Origin of the sequence: Frankia sp. ACN1ag (assembly GCF_001414035.1) — a bacterium.
GTDB lineage: Bacteria > Actinomycetota > Actinomycetes > Frankiales > Frankiaceae > Frankia > Frankia torreyi.
On the sequence record NZ_LJPA01000010.1, the window covers coordinates 21,250 to 43,625 of the forward strand.

18 protein-coding genes and 4 pseudogenes are annotated in these 22,376 nt (G+C 71.9%); 13 read left to right on the plus strand and 9 right to left on the minus strand.

All coding sequences use genetic code 11. The features are described 5' to 3' along the window. Nucleotide 1 precedes the first annotated feature (1 nt). The 3 genes and pseudogenes from UK82_RS42010 to UK82_RS10795 all read right to left on the minus strand — a co-directional run. Nucleotides 2–567: pseudogene (locus tag UK82_RS42010) on the minus strand (phosphatidylinositol-specific phospholipase C domain-containing protein); the annotation flags it as partial. Between the two features lie 629 nt (nucleotides 568–1,196). Further along, on the minus strand, nucleotides 1,197–1,973 hold a 777-nt coding region (locus tag UK82_RS37225), incomplete at its 5' end, for a PKD domain-containing protein (protein ID WP_236705776.1). A gap of 1,422 nt (nucleotides 1,974–3,395) precedes the next feature. Beyond that, nucleotides 3,396–4,460 carry an Lrp/AsnC family transcriptional regulator gene (locus tag UK82_RS10795; RefSeq protein WP_055407029.1) on the minus strand — a complete coding sequence of 355 codons (1,065 nt, stop codon included), beginning with the start codon at nucleotides 4,458–4,460 and terminating at the stop codon, nucleotides 3,396–3,398. Nucleotides 4,461–4,670: 210 nt separating this feature from the next. Between UK82_RS10795 and UK82_RS10800 the strand changes: the two genes are divergently transcribed. Continuing rightward, nucleotides 4,671–6,116: an MFS transporter gene (locus UK82_RS10800; RefSeq protein WP_044886486.1), complete on the plus strand. Its 1,446-nt coding sequence runs from the start codon at nucleotides 4,671–4,673 to the stop codon at nucleotides 6,114–6,116. Nucleotides 6,117–6,230: 114 nt separating this feature from the next. Here the strand turns inward: UK82_RS10800 and UK82_RS10805 are convergent, their stop codons facing one another. Beyond that, nucleotides 6,231–6,842: a nucleoside triphosphate pyrophosphatase gene (locus tag UK82_RS10805; RefSeq protein ID WP_055407030.1), complete on the minus strand. Its 612-nt coding sequence runs from the start codon at nucleotides 6,840–6,842 to the stop codon at nucleotides 6,231–6,233. A 355-nt stretch (nucleotides 6,843–7,197) separates the two neighbouring features. Here UK82_RS10805 and hpnH (UK82_RS37230) point away from each other — a divergent pair. The 11 genes and pseudogenes from hpnH (UK82_RS37230) to UK82_RS10845 form a co-directional block, all read left to right on the plus strand. Next, on the plus strand, nucleotides 7,198–7,682 hold a 485-nt coding region (gene hpnH / locus UK82_RS37230; RefSeq protein ID WP_236705778.1), incomplete at its 3' end, for an adenosyl-hopene transferase HpnH. A 9-nt stretch (nucleotides 7,683–7,691) separates the two neighbouring features. Further along, nucleotides 7,692–8,199 (plus strand): annotated as a pseudogene (gene hpnH, locus UK82_RS37235) (adenosyl-hopene transferase HpnH); the annotation flags it as partial. Between the two features lie 442 nt (nucleotides 8,200–8,641). Beyond that, entirely contained in the window at nucleotides 8,642–11,551 is a 2,910-nt protein-coding gene (locus tag UK82_RS10815) for a branched-chain amino acid ABC transporter permease/ATP-binding protein (RefSeq protein ID WP_044886485.1), read from the plus strand. Further along, nucleotides 11,548–12,117, plus strand: a 570-nt coding sequence (locus UK82_RS10820) for an ABC transporter ATP-binding protein (protein WP_236705779.1), incomplete at its 3' end; no start/stop codon positions are given. The genes UK82_RS10815 and UK82_RS10820, both read left to right, overlap by 4 nt. A 1-nt stretch (nucleotide 12,118) precedes the next feature. Next, nucleotides 12,119–12,312: pseudogene (locus UK82_RS42550) on the plus strand (ABC transporter ATP-binding protein); the annotation flags it as partial. A gap of 67 nt (nucleotides 12,313–12,379) precedes the next feature. Beyond that, nucleotides 12,380–13,963: an AMP-binding protein gene (locus tag UK82_RS10825; RefSeq protein WP_083507132.1), complete on the plus strand. Its 1,584-nt coding sequence runs from the start codon at nucleotides 12,380–12,382 to the stop codon at nucleotides 13,961–13,963. 227 nt (nucleotides 13,964–14,190) lie between these two features. Then, nucleotides 14,191–14,840: SDR family NAD(P)-dependent oxidoreductase (locus UK82_RS10830; protein ID WP_236705800.1), on the plus strand; the 650-nt coding region annotated here is incomplete at its 3' end. Between the two features lies 1 nt (nucleotide 14,841). Further along, nucleotides 14,842–14,952: pseudogene (locus UK82_RS37245) on the plus strand (SDR family oxidoreductase); the annotation flags it as partial. Between the two features lie 52 nt (nucleotides 14,953–15,004). After that, on the plus strand, nucleotides 15,005–16,192 hold the full coding sequence (locus UK82_RS10835; RefSeq protein ID WP_055407034.1) for a cytochrome P450: 1,188 nt from the start codon (nucleotides 15,005–15,007) through the stop codon (nucleotides 16,190–16,192). After that, the gene (locus UK82_RS31255; protein WP_083507133.1) at nucleotides 16,189–16,518 is read left to right on the plus strand and encodes a ferredoxin; all 330 of its coding nucleotides are present in this window, start codon (nucleotides 16,189–16,191) and stop codon (nucleotides 16,516–16,518) included. Before UK82_RS10835 ends, UK82_RS31255 begins: the two co-directional genes overlap by 4 nt. Nucleotides 16,519–16,679: 161 nt before the next feature. Beyond that, nucleotides 16,680–17,891, plus strand: coding sequence for an ABC transporter substrate-binding protein (locus UK82_RS10845; RefSeq protein ID WP_236705780.1), 1,212 nt, complete (start codon nucleotides 16,680–16,682; stop codon nucleotides 17,889–17,891). Nucleotides 17,892–18,372: 481 nt separating this feature from the next. Here UK82_RS10845 and UK82_RS10850 read toward each other — a convergent pair whose 3' ends face one another. From UK82_RS10850 to UK82_RS10860, 3 genes are all read right to left on the minus strand, one after another. After that, the gene (locus tag UK82_RS10850) at nucleotides 18,373–18,783 is read right to left on the minus strand and encodes an arsenate reductase ArsC (protein WP_044886459.1); all 411 of its coding nucleotides are present in this window, start codon (nucleotides 18,781–18,783) and stop codon (nucleotides 18,373–18,375) included. Next, nucleotides 18,780–19,478, minus strand: coding sequence for an MIP/aquaporin family protein (locus UK82_RS10855; protein WP_236705801.1), 699 nt, complete (start codon nucleotides 19,476–19,478; stop codon nucleotides 18,780–18,782). Before UK82_RS10855 ends, UK82_RS10850 begins: the two co-directional genes overlap by 4 nt. 74 nt (nucleotides 19,479–19,552) lie before the next feature. Next, on the minus strand, nucleotides 19,553–20,080 hold the full coding sequence (locus UK82_RS10860) for an ArsI/CadI family heavy metal resistance metalloenzyme (RefSeq protein ID WP_044886484.1): 528 nt from the start codon (nucleotides 20,078–20,080) through the stop codon (nucleotides 19,553–19,555). A gap of 100 nt (nucleotides 20,081–20,180) precedes the next feature. Between UK82_RS10860 and UK82_RS10865 the strand changes: the two genes are divergently transcribed. Then, nucleotides 20,181–20,621 carry a helix-turn-helix transcriptional regulator gene (locus UK82_RS10865; RefSeq protein ID WP_044886483.1) on the plus strand — a complete coding sequence of 147 codons (441 nt, stop codon included), beginning with the start codon at nucleotides 20,181–20,183 and terminating at the stop codon, nucleotides 20,619–20,621. A 697-nt stretch (nucleotides 20,622–21,318) separates the two neighbouring features. Here the strand turns inward: UK82_RS10865 and UK82_RS10870 are convergent. Continuing rightward, a complete protein-coding gene (locus UK82_RS10870; protein WP_044886457.1) occupies nucleotides 21,319–21,747 on the minus strand; it encodes a MaoC/PaaZ C-terminal domain-containing protein in 429 nt (142 codons plus the stop codon). Then, entirely contained in the window at nucleotides 21,744–22,256 is a 513-nt protein-coding gene (locus UK82_RS10875) for a MaoC family dehydratase N-terminal domain-containing protein (RefSeq protein ID WP_044886456.1), read from the minus strand. Before UK82_RS10875 ends, UK82_RS10870 begins: the two co-directional genes overlap by 4 nt. Nucleotides 22,257–22,376: the final 120 nt, after the last annotated feature.

Consider the following 22,376-nt stretch of genomic DNA (forward strand, 5'->3'; position numbering starts at 1 on the left):
NGAGTACTCCTGCTTCACCCGCATCAGGATGAACTCGGACGGGTGGCTGGAGAGGAAGTCCGCACACTTCTGCTGGACGTCACCGAACATGATGCTCTGGTAGTAGGCGCCGTGGTGGATGGCGAACGACCGGTCCGAGCCGCTGCCGACGACCCGGCAGCGGATGTCGAGGAACCGGCAGCCCAGGTCGAGCTGGTCGGCGACGTCGAGCGTCTGGCAGGGCACGAAGATGTTTCCCTTGCCGTAGCGGGCGCAGGACTCGTGGGTTCCGGGGATCGAGATCCGCCCGATCGACGTGCTGTCGGACAGGTAGTACATCCACTCGTCGCTGGTGAGCAGCTCGGCCGACTTCGCGCGGCCACGCAGCAACCGCCGGCCGACGCCTTCGCGGGGTTCGGCCCGCAGGGGGGCGAAGCTCGCCGCCTGGGACAGGGCCGGGCGCAGGTCGGCCTCGGTGGGGGCCGGACGCGTCATGGCGGGCGGGAGGTCGGTGGGCCCGCCCGCCGGCCCGGTCGCGATCTCGGCGAGCTTCGTCTCGGCGTCGTCGTGCACGCTTGCCATGGGCATCTCCAGGTCAGGGGAGTCGGCGGGAACTGCTGCGCCGCAGCCCGTTTCCGGGCAGCGTTCTTCCGCGCCGCGGATTTCCCGGTGGGAAAAACAGCGGCGATAGTGGCAGTGGCAGTGGCAGTGGCAGTGGCAGAGACAGCGGCGGAAGGCCGGAGCTGGAATCGAGCTGGACGGCCCAGCGCGCACGCGAGAAATCGTCGGAACAGAGTGAGGAGACTGGAACTCGATGCGATCTGCCGCCGGTCATGCTGTGATGCGGCGGCCATCGTGATATCTGCCGGAACGACAGCTTAGGGGCGCGTCGCCGCCAAGCGAGGAGGTTTCCCGGAAATTGTCCGGAACAGTGACCACAGTGACCACAGTGTCTCCGGCGGCACGGTCTGCGGGCTGACCGCCGCGAGCCGCTCCGACGATCGCGGAACGCCGGGCGACGGCTCGGGCGTCCGCGGCGGATGCGTGGGAGAGCGCCTCCATGGTCCTTCCACAGGGTTGCGCGTCCGATTTATCCCTGTGGAGGAGACAGAGGGCGCCGCTCCCATGCACACCACGATCCTCGAAGTCGAAGTCGAAGTCGGAGTCGAAGTCGGGGTCGGGGTCGGGGTCGGGGCTCGGACCTGGGAGTGTGGGTGCTAGCGCACGATGATGCGGGCCGAGGCCAGATTGGGGATGCGGCGCGAGGTGGCGGCGACGTCACCGTCGCGGTGGGATTCGACGAGGGCGGTGGCGAAGTAGGTGCCGGGCGCGTCGTAGGCGTGCGTCGTGGTCACGGTCACCTCGGCCTGTGAGCCGTCGAGGTCCTCCGTGCGCGGGAAGCTGCCCTGCCCGTCGAAGTCCCACCGGAGGCCGATGATCGTGCCGGCGCCGGGCGGCGTCTCGGCGTGGGCGGACAGCGTGACCGCCTCGCCCACCGCGACCTCGGCGCGGGAGCCGCCGTTCGCCGTCACCGACACGACCGGCTGGATGCCGCGGCGCTCCTTGGCCGTCGCCGGCAGGACGATCGCGCCGTCGCGGTAGTCGTACTCGGTGTCCACCGGTTCGACGCCGTTCTCCACCCAGTCGATCAGGTCCGCCAGGGACTGCTCGATGATCGGCTGGTAGTCCACCAGGTAGGTGGTGTTCGCCCGGCCCGGCACCGAGGCGGCCATGTTCGGCGGCACGTGCTCGGCGTTCTCGGTCCAGCGCAGCCGGAACTTCGTGCGGGCCAGCTCGACGCCGTACTCGCGTTCGATGTTCGCCTTGAAGCCCAGGCCCTGCGGCGGCCAGAGCGACGAATCGTGCGTGTGGTGGACCCACAGCAGCTTGCCCTCGATGCGGCCGGTGTGCTTGACGCCCATGAACGGCGACATCTCCGGTAGTTCGTACTGCTGGTAGAGGGGCTGGCCGTCGACCCGCAGGAAGTCGTATTCNGGTTCCCACGGGAGGAGGTGGTGGCGGTAGTAGTAGCAGTAGGCGAGGAAGGCGTGGTTGTCGACCCGGATCCGGTCGCCCGGCTCGACCCCGGTGAAACGCAGGTTCGCGGCCTCGCCGTCGCTGTCGACGAGCAGGACGTCCCGGTGCCCGTTGAGGACGTAGAGCTTGCGTCCGGCGGCTGCGCCGCTGGTCAGTTCGACGCCGGCCCCGAGGATGTAGCCGGTGGGAACCTCGTCGAGCTGCACCGCCATCGGGATGTGCCACATGTTGTTCATGGCCGCGAACAGCGCCGCCAGCGCGCGCACCTGGCCCAGCTCCGCCGTCTGCAGCGTCGGGTCCTCGAGCAGGTCCTTCGCGTACAGGACGCGCCTGACGGTCGTGTCCAGCTCGATCAGGTCGTCGCGCACGAGCTCGGGCTGGTCGAACCCGACATGACCGGGCCTGGTCCAGAAGTTCTCCCAGTATTCCGGATAGTCGGCCTGCAGGCGCGTGGCCATCGACGACCACAGCCACATCTGTCCCATCGNCTGGGCGATGAAGGACTCGTCGCCGCGCGGATAGCCGATCCGGTAGACGTTCGCGAGTTCCTCGCGCTGATGGGTGTTCAGGCCGGCGAACGGATCGCCGCTGCCGCCCGGCCACATCGCGTCGATCACGTCGTGGATCTTGTCTCCGAGGACGCGCTGGACGTTGAACATGGAGCTGAAATTGGGCGTGCCGTTGCGCAGTAGTCGCAGGTCGCCGTAGTCGCCGTCCTGGGCGTCGCCCATGTAGGGCAGGGCCGCGTCCCACACGTCGGGCGCGTAGGCCAGGCACAGCGGCGAGCGCCGCGCGCCCCCGCTGCCGCCGTACACGTAGGCGTAGGCGGTCGGCGCGCCGTAGATCTGGGCGGCCACGAACTTGGCGAACCGGGCCGACTCGGCGGCGGCCCGGTAACCGTAGATCGTCGGATCGGGGCCGGCCTTCGGATCCATGACGTCGCCGATGTGACCCATGTTGGACTCGACGGCGTAGCCGCCCATCCGGAAAATCATCTCCAGCCCGCCGGTGACCTGGCCCAGCGGGCCGGTGTTGACATTCTCGTGGCCGGCGTTGGCGCCTTCCAGCGGCTGGAAAAGGCGGCCCTGCCATCTCGCTGCGGGCGGATAGCACAAGGCGAACCGGGTGCTCGTTCCCTCGAAACCGCCGTGGATATAACGATGCTCGACGGGCTCGCTGCGCTGCTCGTCCTCGTCGATGTACGGCACCCCGAAGAAGCTGTCGGTCACAACGTAGGAATCGAGTCCAAGGGACGTCATCGAACTTCCTTTCACGCCTGAGTCACCCACATCGGCGAAGCTGACCAGGGGTTGACAGTAGAGTGACGCAGACCACAAGTCAACGGCGTTCACCGTGGGGCTGGTTGGCAGGACGAGCGCTCAGGCGGGCGAGTCGGTGCGGCGGGCGTCGCGGTGGGTGCCGCGGTGGGGGCCCGCGCCCTTGAGGGTGCGGTGGATGGGGGCGGTCTCGAGGCGGCGGATGCCGGGGATCGCGGCGACCGGGCCCGTCAGGTAACGGTAGAGGGCGCCGGCGTCGCGGCAGACGACCGCCGCGTACAGGTTCGCCGTGCCCGTGGTCGCCCCGGCGAACGCCACCTCCTCGTGCTCGGCGAGCGCGGCACCGACCTCGGCGAGCCGGGCCGGCTCGACCTCCAGCCACAACGATGCCTGCAGGTGCCCCAGCAGCGTGGCGTGATCGAAGTCCAGGTCGTAGTAGAGCGCGCCGGACGACCGCAGCTCCGCCAGCCTGCGCCGCACCGTCGTCTGTGACCACCCGGTGGCCGTGGCCAGCTCGGCCGCCGAGGTCCGGCCGTCCATGGCGAGCGCGTCGAACAGCCGCTGATCGTCGCGGCTGAGCCGGACGGGGGCCTCGGTGATCTCGGTGATCTCGGTGGTCTCGGTCGAGCGGCGCGCTGGCGCGTCGGGCGGGGCGAGCGCCGCGGTCTCGGCCGGCCCGAGTGGCCCGGTACGGGTCAGCGGGCTGAGGTCGCGGCCGAAGAAGACGTGCAGCAGCGCGTGCGCGGACACCTGCACGACCCGGGGGGTGCGCGGGAGCTGCTGCAACAGCAGCGTGTCGTCCTGGCCGGGGGCGGCGCCCTGCACGATGCAGGAGATCTCCGTGCCGCCGGAGATCAGGCTCACCCACCGGGTGTCGGTGCGCCGGGCCAGCGCCTCCCCGACGGACGCCGCCGCGTCCGGGGTGCACCGCACCCGCACGAGCCACGCGGTCAGCCCGACGCGCAACGGGTCGACCAGGCCCAGCACGCGCAGCGTCCCCGCGCCGCGCAGCCGGGCGTAGCGGCGGGCCACCGTCTGGTCGGAGACGCCCAGCACCTCGCCGATCCGCGCGAACGGTGCCCGGCCGTCGATCTGGAGGGCATGCATGATCCGCCGGTCGAGCCGGTCCAGATCGTCTCCCGAAGACCACGACACGTCGGATTCCACCCATGGAGGCTAGCCGCTGTCGGATTCCGCCGCACCGGCGCCGATGGCTGGGGTTCGGGCCCGGCCCGGTGGACGGTGGCACCACGGATCGACCGGCTGTCCGGCCGCCGCTGCTCGACCGGCTGTCCGGCCGCCGGTGCTCGGCGCCCCGCGGTCGGACGACGTCACGGCCGCCACCCGGCCCTCGCCCCCGGAACGGAGTTCCCCGACATGCGCAAATGGCTGCCCCTCACGGCGATCTGCCTGGGCGCCTTCATCCTGCTGGTCGACGTCACCATCGTGAACGTCGCCCTGCCCCGGATGGCGGACGACCTGCACGCGTCCTTCACCTCCCTGCAATGGGTGATCGACATCTACGCCCTCGCCCTGGCCGCCCTGCTGCTGGCCGTCGGCTCGCTGGCCGACCTGTTCGGCCACCGCCGGCTGTATGTGGCCGGGCTCGTCGTCTTCGCGGCCGCGTCCCTGGCGTGCTCGCTCGCACCGAACGCCGCCGTGCTCATCACCGCCCGCGCGGTGCAGGGCGTCGGCGGTGCCGCGATGTTCGCGACCTCCGCCGCGCTGGTCGCCGCCACCTACCACGGTCGGGACCGCGGGGTGGCCTTCGGCGTGTGGGGCGCGGTCAACGGCGCCGCCGCCGCGGCCGGGCCGATCGCCGGCGGACTGCTCACCGAGGGCCTCGGCTGGCAGGCGATCTTCCTGGTGAACCTGCCGATCGCGGTCGTCGCGATGATCCTGACCCTGCGGGTGCTGCCGGCCGGGTCCCGCAAAGCCGGCCGCCTCGACCTGCCCGGTGCGATCGCCTTCACCCTGGCTGCGGCTGCTGTGACGTACGCGCTGATCCGAGGCGGCGAACAGGGCTGGGACGACCGGCTGGCCGTGGCCGCGTTCGTCGTCGCCGGGCTCGCCGCCGTCGGCTTCCTCGTCGCCGAACGGCTGACCGCCCGCCCCATGCTGGACCTGGCGCTGCTGCGGCGGCCGTCCTTCGCGGGTCTGCTGACCGGGGCGTTGCTGTTCCAGCTGGCGGCGTTCGGCGGCCTGGTCTACGTCTCGCTGTGGCTGCAGAACGTCCTCGGCCTCAGCCCCGTGCGCGGCGGCCTGGCGCTGATGCCGCTGGCCGGGACGGCATTCGTGGTCGCCGCCGTCGCGGGTCGCCACACCCACCGGTTCGCGCCGCGCCTGCCGATCGGGGTAGGGCTGCTCTGCGTCGCCGCGGGCTCTGCGCTGCTGCGGCTGTTCGTGGGGACCGGCTCCGGCCAGTCCGCGCTGTTCGCGGGCCTCGCCGTGGTGGGCGTCGGCGTCGGCCTGACCACGCCGGTGCTGGTCTCCGCCGCGGTCGAGTCGGTGCCGCCGCGGCAGGCAGGCATGGCCGGCGGTGCCGTCAACACCTTCCGCCAGCTCGGCATGACCCTGGGCATCGCGCTGTTCGGAGCCGTCTTCTCGGCGCGGCTGCGGGCGGCACCGTCGGTCCGGGCGGGCTACGCCGCCGGCATCGACCGGGTCGCACTGTGGGCGGCGGTCGCGGCCCTGGTCGGCGCCGTGGTCGTCCTGACCTCCGTCCGCCGCGGTCCGCACGCCGAGCCCGACCCGGCGCCGGGCGCGACTGCGAGCGCGGATGCGGCCGGCAGCGCGGCGACGGCCGTGAGCGCGCGCACGTAGAACGCCGCATGGCGTGGCGTGGCGCGGTTCCGCGGAACATCCATCGCCGGTCCCGGTCCCGGTGCCTGCCCGCGCAACGCTGTGCTCGCGCAACGCTGTGCTCGGCGGTGGGGCTCAGGGACGGTTGGCGGCAGGGGCGGGGACGGCGGTGCCGGCGGTGCCGGCGGCGGTGAGCAGGTCACGGACGACGGCGGTCGGCAGGCCGATAACGGTGTCGAGGGCGCCGTCGACGGTGGTGACGAACGCGGCGGCACCGCCCTGGATGGCGTAGGCGCCGGCGGCGTCCATCGGCTCGCCGGTGGCGACGTAGGCGGCGAGCTCGGCGTCGGGGACGTCGCGCATCGTCACCGCGGTGACGGCCGCGCGGCCGCGGATGGTGCCACTCGCCGCGTCGAGGACGACGACGCCGGTGACGACCCGGTGGGTCCGCCCGCGCAGGCTGCGCAGCATGGCGAGGGCCTCGGCGGGGGAGGCGGGCTTGCCGAGGATCCGGCCGTCGACCTCGACGACGGTGTCGCTGCCGAGGATGAGGTCCTCGGGGCGCAGCGCGGCGACGGCGCGGGCCTTGCGCTCGGCGAGCTCGACGGTCAGCTCGGGGGCCGTCGCGGTCGTCGTGGACTCGTCGACGCCGCTGACGACCACCTCGAAGGACACGCCGAGCCGGGCCAGCAGCTCGCGCCGCCGCGGTGACCCGGAAGCGAGCACGATGCGCCGGTTCGCCGTCATGTGGGCAGCGTAGCCAGCGCGGGCCACGGCCGGACCAGGCCCGGCGAGTTTGCGTTCCGGCGCGCCGGCGTCGTCCTGCGGCGAGCTTTCAGGGTGCGGTGGACAAGCACATTCGACCAGGCGTCGAACGCGGAGCCGAACGAGCACCCGGCGACCCGGCGGACCTCCTGACCGGGCTATTCGTCGATTGACCCTTTCGGGTGTGGGCGGGCTGGGTTGGGTCGTACCTCGTCGGTTACATAACTCTCACCGGTACTCGGCCGCGAACCGGATGGATTGTGGACCTAGACTGGTCCCGGCAGGGCACTGCTCCACCCACCCGGCGAGATCGAGATCAACCACCAGGAGGGTGAAAATGGCCATTCCAGCACGTCAGGCGATCAGAGTCGGAGCCTATCTCGCGAAGCAGAAGATTCTGCGGCGCGAGAAGTTCCCCATCACCCTTGAACTGGAACCGCTGTTCGCGTGCAACCTGGCCTGTGAGGGCTGCGGCAAGATCCAGCATCCGGCGGACGTGCTGAAACAGCGCATGCCGGTCGAGCAGGCGCTGGCCGCGGTCGACGAGTGCGGCGCCCCCGTGGTGTGCCTGGCGGGCGGTGAACCGCTGATGCACCCGCAGGTCGAGAAGATCGTCGAGGGCCTGGTCAAGCGCAAGAAGTTCGTCTACCTGTGCACGAACGCGCTGCTCATCCCGAAGAAGATCGACAAGCTCACCCCGTCGCCGTACCTGTCCTTCGCGGTGCACATCGACGGCCTGGAGGAACGTCACGACGAGATCGTGGCGAAGAAGGGTGTGTTCGCCCAGGCCGTGGACAACATCAAGGAGGCCCAGCGGCGGGGNTTCCGGGNGACCACCAACACGACCTTCTTCAACACCGACACGCCGCAGAACGTCATCGACGTCCTGAACTTCCTCAACAACGACCTCAACGTCGACGGGATGATGCTCTCCCCGGCGTACGCCTACGAGAAGGCCCCCGACCAGGAGAACTTCCTGGGTGTCCAGGAAACCCGGGAGCTTTTCCGGAAGGCGTTCGCGGAAGGCCGCCGGAAGGGCTGGCGACTCAACCACTCGCCGCTCTACCTGGACTTCCTCGAGGGCAAGCTGGACTTCCCGTGCACCGCGTGGGGAATCCCGTCCTACTCCCTGTACGGCTGGCAGAAGCCCTGCTACCTGATGGGCGACGGCTACGCCGAGTCCTACCAGGAGCTGCTCGACACCACCGACTGGGACTCCTACGGCCGCGGCAAGGACCCGCGCTGCGCGAACTGCATGGCGCACTGTGGCCACGAGCCGACGGCCCTCGCGGCGACGTTGGGCTCCCTGCGCGAGACCATCCGCGCCGCCGCGCGCTGATCGCCGCCGGACGCGGACGGCCCGGTATCCCGCCCCGGGCGGCTCCCTGTCCGCACCCCCGACGGCTCGGCATCCCGGGCCGTCGGGGCCTGGCCGGTCACGCGGCGGCGCCGAACGACCGGCCGTTCTAACTCTTCCGTCACCTGCTCCGCCGCACCCGACGCGTCGCCGTCGCGCCGCCCTCGCCGGGGGCCTCGATGCCCCTGCGAGCAGGTCGGACACCCGCTGCAACAGAAGAACGCGCCAAGCCTCTGGTCGACAGACAATCTGACGGTATGATTCCGGCCACACGATCGAGTGGGCGGTCTGGTCGTTCGGGTGGGCATCCGACCGGGCGGGCCGTCCGGCCCCTGTGGTGGGTTCGGTCTGAGGCAGAATCTGACGGGAGTGTCGGAATGATCTTCCGAGGTGTGCGTTCCCGGTCGGCAGGGTGGCCGATCGCATGAACGACCTCTTACCCTTTGTGATCATCGGCCTGGTTTCCGGTTCCGTCTACGGGCTGGCGGCCACGGGCCTGGTGCTCACCTACAAGACATCCGGGATCTTCAACCTTGCGCACGGGGCGGTCGCCACGACCGCCGCCTACACCTTCTACTTCTTACGGGTCCAACACGACCTCCCCTGGGGATTCGCCGCACTGCTGAGCGTCGGCGTCGTAGGACCCGCCCTCGGACTTCTGCTCGAGTTGATGGCACGCCGCCTCGCCGAAGTCCGGGTCGTCTACAAGATCGTTGCAACCATCGGCATCATCCTGGCCGTCCAGGGCTTCTTCACCGCCCGCTACGGCGCCCAGAGCCAGACCTTCCCGACGTTCCTGCCGACCGGCTCGGCGTTCACGCTGTCCGGGACGGTCGTCACCTGGGACCAGATCATCATCACGGCCATCGCGCTGGTCGCCACCGCGGGGCTGTACCTGTTCTTCCGCTTCGCCCGCCTGGGCCTGGCGATGCGCGGCGTCGTCGACGATCCGGAGCTGCTCGACTCCGCCGGCACCAACCCGGTGGCGGTGCGCCGCTGGTCGTGGGTGATCGGCAGCACGTTCGCCTGCCTCGCCGGCGTTCTGCTCGCCCCCAGCCTGAGCCTGGACGCCCTGCTGCTGACGCTGCTCGTCGTGCAGGCGTTCGGCGCCGCCGCGCTCGGCTACTTCTCCAGCCTGCCGCTGACCTACGGCGGCGGCCTCGTGGTCGGCGTGCTCGCCTCCATCCTCACCAAGTACGGCGCGGTCACCCACCCGAACGCGCTGCTGACCGGGCTGCCGCCGAGCACCCCGTTCCTCGTGCTGTTCGCGGTCCTGCTCCTCACCCCGCGCCGGCGGCTGGTCGACCGGCGCCTGTCGGCCCGGCTGCTGGTCACCGACACCTGGCGGGCGCCGGCCCGCATCCAGGCCAGCGGTGCCGTCGTGCTCGCGGCGCTCGCCGTCGCCGTGCCGTTCCTCGTCGGCAGCGCGCGCGTCCCGACCTACACCGACGCGCTGCTGAAGGTCATCCTCTTCCTCTCCCTCGGCCTGCTGGTGCGCACCTCGGGCCAGGTGTCGCTGGCCCATGCCGCGTTCGCCGCGATCGGCGCCGCCGCCATGGGGCACTTCACCACCGGCCTCGGCCTGCCCTGGCTGGTCGCGCTGCTGCTCGCGGGCCTCGTCGCCATCCCGGTCGGCGCGATCATCGCGATCCCGGCGATCCGGCTGTCCGGGGTGTTCCTGGCCCTGGCCACCTTCGGCTTCGGTATCGCGCTGGAGCAGATGGGCTACCCGCTGAAGATCCTGTTCGGGTCCAGCACGTCGGGCGTGCGGGTGCCCCGCCCCGGCCTGTCGGCCTTCGAGAGCGACCGCGGGTACTACTACCTTGTCCTGATCTTCGTCGTGCTGGTCGCGGCCCTGGTGGTGGGCGTGCACCGCAGCCGGCTCGGGCGCCTGCTGCGCGGCCTGAGCGACTCGCCGACGGCGCTGGCCACCCACGGCGCGAGCGTGAACACCACCCGGGTGCTCGTGTTCTGCCTGTCCGCCTTCGTCGCCGCGATCTACGGCGGCCTCTACGGCGGGTCGGTCTCGGCCGTCACCGGGTCGTCGTTCTCCTCGTTCTCTTCGCTGGTGATCCTCGCCGTCCTGGTGATCAGCCTCGGCGGGGAGCCGTGGTACGCCTTCCTCGCCGCGGCGGGCATGGTTCTGCCCAGCGCCTACATCACCAACGAGAACACCACCAACTGGCTGAACTTCCTGTTCGGCGTCTCCGCCATCGCGGTGTCGCTGAGCGGGGGGCCGCCGCGCAACGTCGCGCTGCGCCGGCTGGCCGACCGCCTCGGCGGCCGGCCAGCCGAGGCCGCGACGGCCACGGCGGCCGGGAGCGCACCGGCCGGCGAGCCGGGCGCCACGCCGCCGGTCGGCGCGGACGAGCTGCCCGTCGACGTGCTGCCCCTCGACGCGACCGCGGCGGCCGAGGTGGCGGCGATCTCCATCGAGCGGCCCGAGGCGGTCGCCGCCGCGCCGGACAGCGGCATCCAGGTGGAGAAGGTCAGCGTCCGCTTCGGTGGCAACCTCGCCGTCGACAGCTTCTCGCTGATCGCCCCCCAGGGCCGGGTCACCGGGCTGATCGGGCCCAACGGCGCCGGCAAGACCACGACGTTCAACGCCTGCTCCGGACTGGTCCGCCCCAGCAGCGGGCGGGTACGGCTGCACGGCTCGGACGTGTCGCGCCTCGCCCCTTCGGCGCGGGCCCGCGGCGGCCTCGGCCGGACGTTCCAACGGATGGAACTGTTCGACTCGATGTCGGTGCGGGAGAACATCGTGCTCGGCCGGGAGGCGTCCATGGCCGGGGTCCGGCCCTGGCGGCACCTCGCCGGGACCCGCTCGCAGCGCAAGGTCGTCGCCGACGCGGTCGAACGCGCCGCGGCCACCTGCGGGATCACCGATCTGCTGGACCGGCCCGTCGGCATCCTGTCGACCGGGGAGCGCCGGCTGGTCGAGCTCGCCCGCTGCCTGGCCGGCCCGTTCGACATGCTCCTGCTCGACGAGCCGTCGTCCGGCCTGAACCGGCTGGAGACCGCCCGCTTCGGTGAGGTGCTCGCCGAGGTGATCCGCCAGGGCGACGTCGGCGTCCTGCTCATCGAGCACGACATGGCGCTGGTGATGGAGGTCTGCCACTACATCTACGTCCTCGACTTCGGCGTCCCGATCTTCGAGGGGACACCCGCCGAGGTCGCCGCGAGCGACGCCGTGCGCGCCGCCTACCTCGGCTCCGAGGCGCCCTCCGGCGACCAGTCCGACCAGTCCGACCAGTCCGAGCCGGCCGGCCAGTCCGAGCCGGCCGAGCCGGCGGCGGCGTCGCGCCAGACCGTGTCCCAGGAGGTGAGCTCATGACCGTCACCGAGACCCGCCCGGAGGGCGAGGGTGCCGCCGCCCCGTCGGCGACTCCGGTGCTGGAGGTCCGCGGGCTGGACGCCGGCTACGGCTCGTCGGCCGTGCTGCACGACGTCTCGCTGACCGTGCCGCGCGGCAGCGTGGTCGCGCTGCTCGGGCCGAACGGCGCGGGCAAGACGACGCTGCTGCGGGTGGCCTCGGGCCTGCTGCGCCCGACCCGCGGCGAGGTGATCCTCGACGGGCGGGACGTCACCCGGGCCCGGCCCTACCAGCGGGCCCGGGGCGGGCTGTGCCACATCCCGGAAGGCCGGGGCGTCTACCCGTCGCTCACCGTGCGGGAGAACCTCGTCCTGCACACCTGGAAACGCAACGTCGACGACGCGGTCGAGCGCGCGGTCGCGAACTTCCCGATCCTCGGCAGCAAGCTGTCCCAGCCGGCCGGCGAACTCTCCGGCGGCCAGCAGCAGATGCTCGCGGTGATGCGCGCCTACCTCGACGAACCCGCCGTCGTGCTGGTCGACGAGGTGTCGATGGGGCTCGCCCCGGTCATCGTCGACCAGATCTACNAGTTCCTCGACCGGATCGCCCAGGCCGGAACGTCGCTGCTGCTCGTCGAGCAGTACGTCCACCGCGCCCTCGCCGCGGCCGACCGGGTCTGCGTGCTGACCAAGGGGCGGATCGTGTTCGACGGACGCCCCGAGGACGTCGCCGAGGAGGTCTTCGAGCACTACCTGGGCGTCGCCCCGAACCACGGCGGATGACGAGCGACACCGGCACCGATCGGGAAGCCGGCACCGACCGGGGAGCCGGCACCGATCGCAGAGAGGAGTGGCAGCCGTGACGACGTCCGCAGCGGCCGTGATACCCATCGACGACCTCACCTTCTGGGAGGTGTGCGACCGGCGGGCCCGGCTCACCCCGGACCGGTTGATGATCGTTGACGAGCGGGATCGCCGGATCACCTTCGGCGAGTTCCGCGACCGGGCCGAACGGGTGGCCGCCGGTCTGCACCAGCTCGGGATCGGCCCGGGATCCCGGGTGACCTGGCAGTTGCCGACCAGGATCGAGACCCTGCTGGTGTGCCTGGCGCTCGCCCGCCTCGGCGCCCACCAGAACCCGGTGATCCCGGCGGTGCGGGGCCGGGAGGTCGGCTTCGCGCTGCGCCAGACCGGCGCCGAGTGGGTCGTGCTGCCCGGCACCTGGAACGGGTTCGACTACGTCGAGATGGTCTCCGGGCTCGACTGGTCGGACGCCCCCCGGCCGCGGATCGTCGTCGTCGGTGTCGACGACCTGCCCGACGGCGACCCGGCGATCCTGCCGGCGGCGCCGACCGATCCGCGCGAGGCCCGCTGGACCTTCTACACCAGCGGTACGACGTCCGAGCCCAAGGGCGTGCTGCACTCGGACGAGTCGCTGATGTGGGGCGGGCGGGGCTACGCCGAGCGGATGCGGCTCGACGCCGACACGGTGTTCGCGATGCAGTTCGCCATCGCGCACATCGGCGGGCCGAACCTGTTCTGCTTCATGTTCTCCGTCGGGATCCGCACCCTGTCCGTCGAGCGGTTCGACCCGTCGTCGCTGGCGGAGCTGTTCCGCCGGCACCGGGTGAACCTGTGCGGCGGCAGCGTCGCGTTCGGGGAGCTGCTGCTGCGCGAGCAGCGCCGGCGCGGGGCCGGCCGCCTGCTGCCGGACCTGCGCCAGCTCGGCGGCGGCGCCGGCCCCACCCCCCCGGCGATGTTCGACCAGATCACCGCCGAGCTCGAGGTGACCTACATCCCCGCCTACGGGATGACCGAGGTCCCGATGATCGCCGTCGGCTACCCCGACGACGACGTCGAGCTGCGCCGGGGGACCGACGGGGCGCCCGTGCGCGGCATCGAGATCCGGGCCGCCCGTCTCGACGGCACCGTCGCCGACCCGGGGGAGGAGGGCGAGCTGCAGATCCGCGGACCCCAGGTCTGCGCCGGCTACCGGGATCCGGCGCAGACCGCGGAGGCGTTCGTCGACGGCTGGTTACGCACCGGCGACCTGGGGCTGGTCCGCCCGGACGGCCGGATCAAGCTCACCGGCCGGATCAAGGACATCATCATCCGCAAGGGCGAGAACATCTCCGCGCGGGAGGTCGAGGACCTGCTGGGCACGCACCCGCTGGTCGCCCGGGTCGCCGTGGTCGGCCTGCCCGACGACGAACGCGGCGAGCGGGTCTGCGCGGTGGTGGAGCGGGTGCCCGGCCAGCCCGACCTGGACTTCGCCGAGATGCAACGCCACCTGCTCGCCGCGGGGCTGGGCCGCTACAAGCTGCCCGAGCAGCTCGAGCTCACCGACGAGCTGCCAACCCAGGGCTCGATGCTCAAGATCTCCAAAGCGGCGGTCCGCCGCGAGCTGCTCGCCCGCGCCGGGGCCGGCACCTGAGAGACGCGCGGCGCCGGCCTGTACGCGGGCCGGCGCCGCGTTGCTGTGCACCTGGCCGGATAGTGCGGGTCATCTGACGAATACGTCACCTGAAAAGGGCACTCAAATGCGCTTCTCCGTATAAGTTTCCTCACCCGGAGAGATGTGGCATGCTTCACGAATCTGGCAGCGTGTAGACGTCCGGGGAGGTCGCTGTGGATCTCGGGATCGCGGATCGGGTCGCGGTGGTGTCCGGCGGCAGCCGCGGCATCGGGCGCGCGGTCGCCGAACTGCTGGCGGCCGAGGGGGTGCGGGTCGTCGTGACCGCCCGCGGCGCCGAGGCGGTCGGCGAGGTCGTGGAGACGATCCGCAAGAACGGCGGCGTCGCGCACGGCGTGGCGGCGGACATGACGGTCGCCGAGGAGATCGAGCGGGTCGTGGCCGAGGCCCGGGAGCACTTCGGGCCGCCGGACATCGCGGTCAGCAACGTCCACGGCCCCGGCCCCGGCGACTTCTTCGACCTCACCGGGGACGACTTCGCCCGCGCCTTCCGGGAGATGACCCTCAGCGTCATCCACCTCACCCGGCTGGTCGCGCCCGCGATGCGGGAACGCGGCTGGGGGCGGCTGGTCAACATCGGCTCAGGCGCGGCCAAGGAGCCGCCGCCCGAGCTCAAGCACATCCTCGCCAACACCGTGCGGGCCTCGGTGGTGACGCTCAACCGCTCGCTGGCCAACGAGTTCGGCCGCGACGGCGTCACCGTCAACACCATCGGCACCGGCTTCATCGCCACCGACCGCATGTGGGACTACGTCGGCGGCGTCGGGGCGCAGCGCGGCCTCGCGCCCGCCGACATGATGACCCAGTTCAGCACCGGCATCCCCGTCGGCCGCCCGGGNCGCCCGGAGGAGATCGCCGCCGTCGTGGCCTTCCTCTGCTCGGCCTGGGCCGGCTACGTCACCGGGCAGCTCATCCCGGTCGACGGCGGAGCGCTGCGCTCGGCGTTCTGAGCGGCCCCGGCGGACCAGCGGACCAGCGGATCAACGGACCCAGGGAGGCCACATGTCGGCCGGCGAAGCCCAGCCCTTCACCTTCGAGGACCTGCCCGTTCGCGACGACCGGGACGCCGCGTGGCGGCTCATCCGCGAACGCGGGGGAATCGTCCAGCTCGAACCCGACGTCGCGCTCACCGATCACGCCCTCGTCGAGGCCGCGTTCCGCAATCCGGCGGTGTTCTCCTCCCGGCAGGCCTTCGACAGCCTCGGCAGCCCGCTCCCGCTGGTCCCGATCGCGTTCGACCCGCCGGAGCACGCCCGTTACCGGCACATCCTGCAGCCCTTCTTCAGCCCGCGCAGCATCAGGCCGTTGGAACCGGAGTTACGCCGCCAGCTCGCCGAGCTCATCGCGCCGCTGCCGGCGCGCCGCGAATGCGACTTCGTGGCCGACGTCGCGTCGGTCTTCCCGGTGCAGGCCTTCCTGACCTTCTTCGGTCTCCCGCTGGACATGCGCGACCAGTTTGTCGCCTGGAAGGACGCGATCCTCGCATTGAGCGACCCGTCCGGGGCGATCAGCACCGACGAGGCCGACCTGCGCCACGCCGGCGAGCTGTTCACCTACCTGTCCGAGCTGGTGGCCGCCCGCCGCGGCGTTCCCGGCCCGGACGTGCTCAGCGAGCTGCTCTGCCTCGACGGTGACGACGCGCTCACCGACGCCGAGGTGATCGGCCTGTGCTTCCTGTTCGTCCTCGCCGGCCTCGACACGGTGACCGACGCCCTGGGCTTCGGGATGGAACGCCTCGCCCGCAACCCCGACCGCCGCCAGGAGATCGTCGACGATCCCGCCCTCGTCCCCGCCGCCGTGGAGGAGCTGCTCCGCCTCGACCCGCCGGCGCCGTTCGTACCGCGGATCACCACCGCGGCGACCGAACTCGGCGGGCGCACGCTGCCCGCCGGCACCCGGGTCACCGCCTACATCGCCGCGTGCAACCGCGACGAGGCGCGCTACCCCGATCCGTACGGGATCGACTTCCACCGCGGCGACAACCCGCACGCCAGCTTCGGCGTCGGCGTGCACCGCTGCCTCGGCTCCCACCTCGCCCGCCTCGAGATGCGCCTGGTCTACGAGGAGTGGCACCGTCTCATCCCGCACTACGACATCGCGCCCGGGTTCGCGCCGACGGTGAAGTTCCCCCGCGGCACCGTCGGCCTGGAGGCCCTTCCCCTCGTCCTCACCCCGGGCGCGGCGCGGTGAGGGTCACGATCGACCGCGACCTGTGCGTCGGGCACGGGTTGTGCTACATGCTCGCCCCCGACGTCTTCCACGACGACGACGAGGGCTACGGCCAGGTGACGGACGACGGCCCGGTCGCCGCCGACCGCGTCGAGGGCGCCCGGCGCGCCGCCGGATCGTGCCCCGAACGCGCGATCACCCTCACCGCCGCCGCCGCCGCCGCCGCCACCACCGCCGCCGCCGCCACCACCGCCGCCACCACCGCCACCGCCACCACCGCCGCCGTCACCGCCGCGACCGACCGCACGGCCAGCGCCAACCGCACCGCCGACGCCACCGGCGGCTGACCGCGTCGCGACCGACCGTGGCGCCCGCGGAGCGCCGACGCCTCCGTCCGCGGCATCCCCTTTTCTCCGCCCATGCCCATGGCGTGGGGGGAGGTGCTGGATCTGACAACCCGTTGAAGAAGAAGGGCACCTGTGTGAAGCGCCAGATATTACGACCGGCCGTGTGTCTCGTGGCCCTGGTCCTCGCGGTCGCCGCGTGCGGCAGCTCCGGCAGCTCCGGTGGCAGCTCGGGCGGGTCCGGGGGCGGCGCCTCGGCGGCTCCGGCGGCCCCGAAGTCGCCGGCACCGACCGGCAGCCCGCTGGTCATCGGCACGGTGGGCCAGTTCAGCGGCTTCGCCGGCGTGATCTCCAAGGCGACGGCGGACGCCGTGCAGGCCTGGGCGCAGTGGACCAACGACCGGGGCGGGATCAACGGGCACCCGGTCAAGGTCGTCGTCCGCGACGACGCCAACGACCCGGCCAAGTCCCTGGCCGCCGTCAAGGGCATGGTCGAGAACGACCACGTGATCGCGCTCGTCGGCACGCACGAGTCCGGGCTGGAGTCGTCCTGGCAGAAGTACATCGACGACAAGAAGATTCCGGTGATCGGCGGCTCGGCCACCGCGGCGCTGTGGCTGACCGATCCGAACTTCTTCCCGACCTCCGACACTGCCGTCAACTACGTCGTGTCCGAGGTGAACGCCGCCAAGATCGCCGGTAAGAAGAAGCTCGGCATGGTCGTCTGCGCCGAGGTCCCCGCCTGCGCGCAGGGACTCACGCTCGCCGGCGGCATCGCTACGAAGCTCGGGCTGCAGTTCGCCTCCGGCCTGGCGATCTCGTCGTCGTCGCCCAACTACACCTCCCAGTGCCTCAACATGCGCTCGGCCGGGGTGGACTCGATCATCCTCAACAGCTCGGGTGAGGTCAGCGAGCGCTTCGTCGCGGACTGCGCGAAGCAGAACTACCGGCCGCAGCTGATCTCCCCGGGGCAGAGCTTCCTCGACAAGCTGCTGGACAACGCCAACTACAACGGCGCCTACATCGCGAACGACTCGTTCAACTGGTTCGGTGGCGCGCCGGAGTCGGCGGACTTCCTGCAGGCGATGAAGACCTACAAGTCGAGCACCCCGCTGAACGCCAGCGCCAGCGCCGGCTGGGCCGCGGGGGTCACCTTCGGCAAGGCAGCCGCGAAGATCGGGCCCAGCCCGACCTCCGCCGACATCTACACCGGGCTCTACGCCCTGCCCGCGAACAACACCCTCGGTGGTCTGATCCCGCCGACGACCTACACCAAGGACAAGCCGGCGACCTCCACCCCGTGCGGCTGGTACGGCGTGATCAAGAACGGCAAGCTCACCGCTCCCCACGGCGCAAGCGCCATCTGCGTCGGGTAGCGGCTGTGTCGGGTAGCGGCTGCGACAAGTAGCGGCTGTGTCGAGTAGCGGCTGTGTCGAGTAGCGGCCGCGACGAGCCCGTGCCGGCGGGAGTGCCCCGCCGGCACGGGCTCTCGTTCGTCAGCCCCCTCCCGGCGGCGCGTGCCGGACGCTGCATAGTCGTTGTGTCAGATTTGTTGCCGCTAGGCGGCAGGGGTCGAGGGACGTCGGCCCGCTCCGCCGGCCGCGGAAGGCGACGGCTCCCGGCCCGTTCGCCCGCCGAGGCATCACGGTGGTAGCGGGATCGCGCTGGCGCGGCGGGCGCCCTGGCGGGGCCGGCTTCGCAGGGTGACGGCGTCGGTGGAAATGTGAGATGAGCCGGCGCGGCTCGGAATCTGGTGACAGATCTGTTAGAAATGGAAGGGGTCGGTGGCTAATCGGCCCGCGGGCCGCGGCTGCCATCCGGGTACAGCGCCGCGGCCCGCTCATCGCTTCGCCTCGGTCAGGTGCCGGCGGGGAGCAACTCGGCCAGGAGTCGGTCGACGCGGGCGCGGATCTCGTCGCGGATGGGGCGCACGGCGTCGATGCCCTGGCCGGCGGGGTCGTCGAGTTTCCAGTCCTCGTAGCGCTTGCCCGGGAAGATCGGGCAGGCGTCGCCGCAGCCCATGGTGATGACGACGTCGGAGGCCTCGACCGCGTCGACGGTGAGGATCTTCGGGGCCTGCTCGGTGAGGTCGATGCCGACCTCGGCCATGGCCGCGACGGCGGCGGGGTTGATCTGGTCGGCGGGCGCGGAGCCGGCCGAGCGGACCTCGACGCGGTCGCCGGCGAGGTGGGTGAGCCAGCCGGCGGCCATCTGGGAGCGGCCGGCGTTGTGGACGCAGACGAACAACACCGACGGTCTCGCGGTCATCGAAGTGTGCTCCGTTCGCGGGATGGGTGTGGCGCGTCGGCCTGCCGACGCGGGTCGCTCACGAGGCGCCCCGGCGCGACCGTGGGCGGGTAGAACAGCCGGACCAGCCCGTAGCCGACCGCCCCGCCGACCACCTGGACGGCGATGAACGCCGGGGCGGAGGCGGGGGCGATGCCGGCGAAGCTGTCGGAGAACATCCGCCCGACGGTGATCGCCGGGTTCGCGAAGCTCGTCGAGCTGGTGAACCAGTACGCCGCGCCGATGTAGGCGCCGACCGCCGCCGGGGCCCGCTCGGCCCGGTCGGACCGGGCCAGCGCGAAGATCAGCAGGATCAGTCCGGCGGTGGCCACGACCTCGGCAAGCAGATGCGCCCCCGACGCCCGGTGGTGCGAGGCGATCGACACCGCCGACCGGTCGAACATCAGGTTCGCCAGCACCGCCCCCGCGACACAGCCGGCGACCTGCGCGGGCAGGTAGGCGGCGGCGTCGCGCCACGACAGGCCGCCGAACGCGGCGTCGACGAGGCTGACCACCGGGTTGAAGTGCGCCCCGGACACCGGGCCGACCATGAGGATGATCGCGAACAGGCCGGCGGCGGTCGCCGCGGCGTTCTCCACCAGCTCCAACCCGACCTGGTCGGGGCTGAGCTGGACCGCGGCGATCCCCGACCCGACGACCAGGGCGGCCAGCAGCATGCTGCCCACCGCCTCGGCGGCCAGCCGCCGCGCCAGCGCCGGCCGACCACCCGACTCACTGTCCGCCACGGGGTTCAGCGGGCGCCGGCGGGCGCCGGTTCGGCGCCCTCGACGCCGGCGGGGTCCGACGTCGGGCCGCAGTCCACCCCCGGTCCGCAGGCGCAGGCCGACCCCGGGCCGCCGCCCGGTTCCACCATCCGCAGCGTCGGCATCGACCCATCGACGACGTCGGAGAGCACCGTGTAGACCTCCCACGGCGCACCGTCGGGATCATCGACCCACACCTTGTCCTGTACCGCGTAGCAGCAGGCGGTGTTCTCCTCGACCGCGGTCTCCAGCCCGGCCCCCGCCAGCCGGGTCGTCGCGGCGGTGACCTCCTCGGTGGATTCGACCTCGACGCCGAGATGGTTCAGTGCTCCCGCGACCCCGCTGCCGCGGGCGTCCGGGTTCTCGATCAGCACCAGCTTCAACGGCGGCACGTCGACCGCGAAGTTCGCATACCCCGGCCGACGCTTCGCCGGCGCCACCCCGAACAGCTTCGAGTAGAACTCCACCGCCGCGTCCACATCGGACACGTTCAACGCCAACTGCACCCGCGCCATCCCGACCACCTCGCTTACATCGACACTCGTCTATGCCTGCCGGACGGAGCATGCCCACGGACATAGACCACTGTCAATCTCTCGTGGCATGCTGGTCCCCATGGCCACGACCTCGATGCCCGCCCCCGCCACGGCGTCCACCGGCCGGCCCGACGAGGCCGGCGGCGACCCGGCCGGTGCGCTCGGGGCCTGCTGCACCCCGCTGGCCGCCGCGCCCCTGTCCGCGCACGACGCCGACCAGCTCGCCGCCGTGCTGAAGGCCATCGCGGTCCCCGCCCGGCTGCGACTGCTGTCGATGATCTACGCCCGCGACGGCGGCGAAGCCTGCGTCTGCGAACTCACCGAGCCCCTCGGACTGACCCAGCCGACCGTCAGCCACCATCTGAAGGTCCTCGTCGACGCCGGCCTGATCAGCCGGGACAAGCGCGGCGTCTGGGCCTACTACCGGCCGGTGCCCGGCGCCCTCGCCGCTCTCGGCACCCTGTTCAACCCGCGGCCGCCCGCCGCCGGCCCGCCCGCCGAGAGCTGCGCGCAGTGCTAGCCGATCAGACGCGGTCCCGACCCGACGAGGCACGTAACTGGTCTGTAGCTCGGCGCGCCCGGTCCGAGCGGATCCCGTCCGGTTCCGGCTCCACGGAATCTGCATGACCGTGTCACCTGCTCGCGGCGGCGGCGGCGATCGCGGAGCGTGGCGGCGACGGATGGGTGTTCGGGGTGGATGCGTGGGAGAGCGACCACCGTGGTCCCTGTGGCCGGTTTGGCGTCCGCTATGTCCATAGCAAATATGTCCATAGCAAAGAACCACGGGACGCCGGCCCCNCGCACACCCCCGCTCTCACCCCCCTCGANCGTCACCGTCAGTAANTAGGCGGCTGGGGCTCGGCCCGGGCTCCGGCGAACAGCCGCGCGGGCGGGGGACTGGGGCGCGGTTCCGCGGAACACCATGATCCAAAAGCCGAAGCCGAAGCCGAAGGTCGGGGTCCGGGTGCGTGGTGCGGTTCGGGGGAACATCTTGATCGTCAGTGGGGGTCGCGGGTGGAAGGTGGATCCGCGGTCCGGCTGTCGCCCTGATGCCGGACCGCGGATCCCCGGCCGCGCCCGTCGCCGAGGTCGGCTGACTCTCGGAGCAGGCGCCACCGAGTCTTGGGGTAACGCCACCCGGCTGATCCCGGCCGATCCCGGCCGGGATGGGAGCGGCCCAGCGTCGAGCGGTCGATCCTGCGGGCCGGCGTCCGCCGTCAGTGCGGGAGCAGGAACTCCGCGGCGCCGGCGATGGCCACGCCGCCGGTCTGACGCGCGCAGCTCAGGTCCACCGAGACCAGCCGGCCCTCGGGCTGCTCCTCGATGGCCGTGACCACCCCGGAGCAGGTCAGCACGTCGTCCGGCCAGACCTGCTCGCGGAAGCGGACGTGGAAACGGCGCACGTTCTCCGCGCCCAGCCAGTCGGTGGCGAAGGTGGCCAGCAGGGCCGCCTGGTGCATCCCCTGGGAGAACACCGACGGGTAGCCGGCGCGCTGGGCGAACGTGTCGTCGTAGTGCATCGGGTTGAGGTCGCCCGACGCCCCCGAGTAGCGCACGAACATCTGCCGGGTGAGCGGGCCGAACGCGCGCGGCTCGGGGGAGGAACCCACCGCGAGGTCGGCGAGGGTGGTGCCAGGGGCCGTCATGCCTTCTCCTCGGTAACCGGCGCCGGCTGCGCGGCCGCCGCCGACTCCGCGGTCTTGGCTGGTTCCGCGGACTTGGCCGGTTCCGCGGACTTGGTGGCCTTCGCGGTCTCGATGTAGGTCGCGCGGCCCTCGGCGACCAGGGTGCCCGCCTCGTCGCGGAACTCGGTGACGATGACGGCGAACTTCATGGTGCCCCCGCGCCGGCCCGGCTTCTCGTAGCGCTCGGCGAGGCGCTCGGCGGCGTAGAGGGTCTGCCCGGCGCGTGGCGGCGGCCCGTGGAAGATGTACTCCTGCTCGCCGTGCAGCAGCCGGCGGCGGTCGAACCCGTGCGGCACGCGGGCACCCTCGGGCGCCCAGCGGTTGGCGTTGATCAGAAACGTCGGCGGGACCACGGCGTCCGGGTGCTGGTATTCCGGCGCCTCGGACTGCATGGCGAGGGCGAACTCACGGATCTTGCCGCGTTCGATCGGGAACTCCCACGCGGCGCCCGCCTCGCTGGGTGCGCTCATCACTGCTCCGTCGGGTCGTCGGTCGAGGTGGTCAGGCGGTGCGCCCGGGGTCGCGATCTGGTCGGCCCGTCGCCGGGCGGCGGCGCCGTGCTGCGTGCTGCCTGCCGCGCCACCGTGACG

Excerpts from the sequence above, each read along its gene's own strand:
- UK82_RS10800 (WP_044886486.1), top strand. The coding sequence starts at position 4,671 with ATGCGCAAATGGCTGCCCCTCACGGCGATCTGCCTGGGCGCCTTCATC.
- UK82_RS10805 (WP_055407030.1), bottom strand. The coding sequence starts at position 6,842 with ATGACGGCGAACCGGCGCATCGTGCTCGCTTCCGGGTCACCGCGGCGG.
- UK82_RS10815 (WP_044886485.1), top strand. The coding sequence starts at position 8,642 with ATGAACGACCTCTTACCCTTTGTGATCATCGGCCTGGTTTCCGGTTCC.
- UK82_RS10835 (WP_055407034.1), top strand. The coding sequence starts at position 15,005 with ATGTCGGCCGGCGAAGCCCAGCCCTTCACCTTCGAGGACCTGCCCGTT.
- UK82_RS10850 (WP_044886459.1), bottom strand. The coding sequence starts at position 18,783 with ATGACCGCGAGACCGTCGGTGTTGTTCGTCTGCGTCCACAACGCCGGC.
- UK82_RS10855 (WP_236705801.1), bottom strand. The coding sequence starts at position 19,478 with ATGCTGCTGGCCGCCCTGGTCGTCGGGTCGGGGATCGCCGCGGTCCAG.
- UK82_RS10860 (WP_044886484.1), bottom strand. The coding sequence starts at position 20,080 with ATGGCGCGGGTGCAGTTGGCGTTGAACGTGTCCGATGTGGACGCGGCG.
- UK82_RS10865 (WP_044886483.1), top strand. The coding sequence starts at position 20,181 with ATGGCCACGACCTCGATGCCCGCCCCCGCCACGGCGTCCACCGGCCGG.
- UK82_RS10870 (WP_044886457.1), bottom strand. The coding sequence starts at position 21,747 with ATGACGGCCCCTGGCACCACCCTCGCCGACCTCGCGGTGGGTTCCTCC.
- UK82_RS10875 (WP_044886456.1), bottom strand. The coding sequence starts at position 22,256 with ATGAGCGCACCCAGCGAGGCGGGCGCCGCGTGGGAGTTCCCGATCGAA.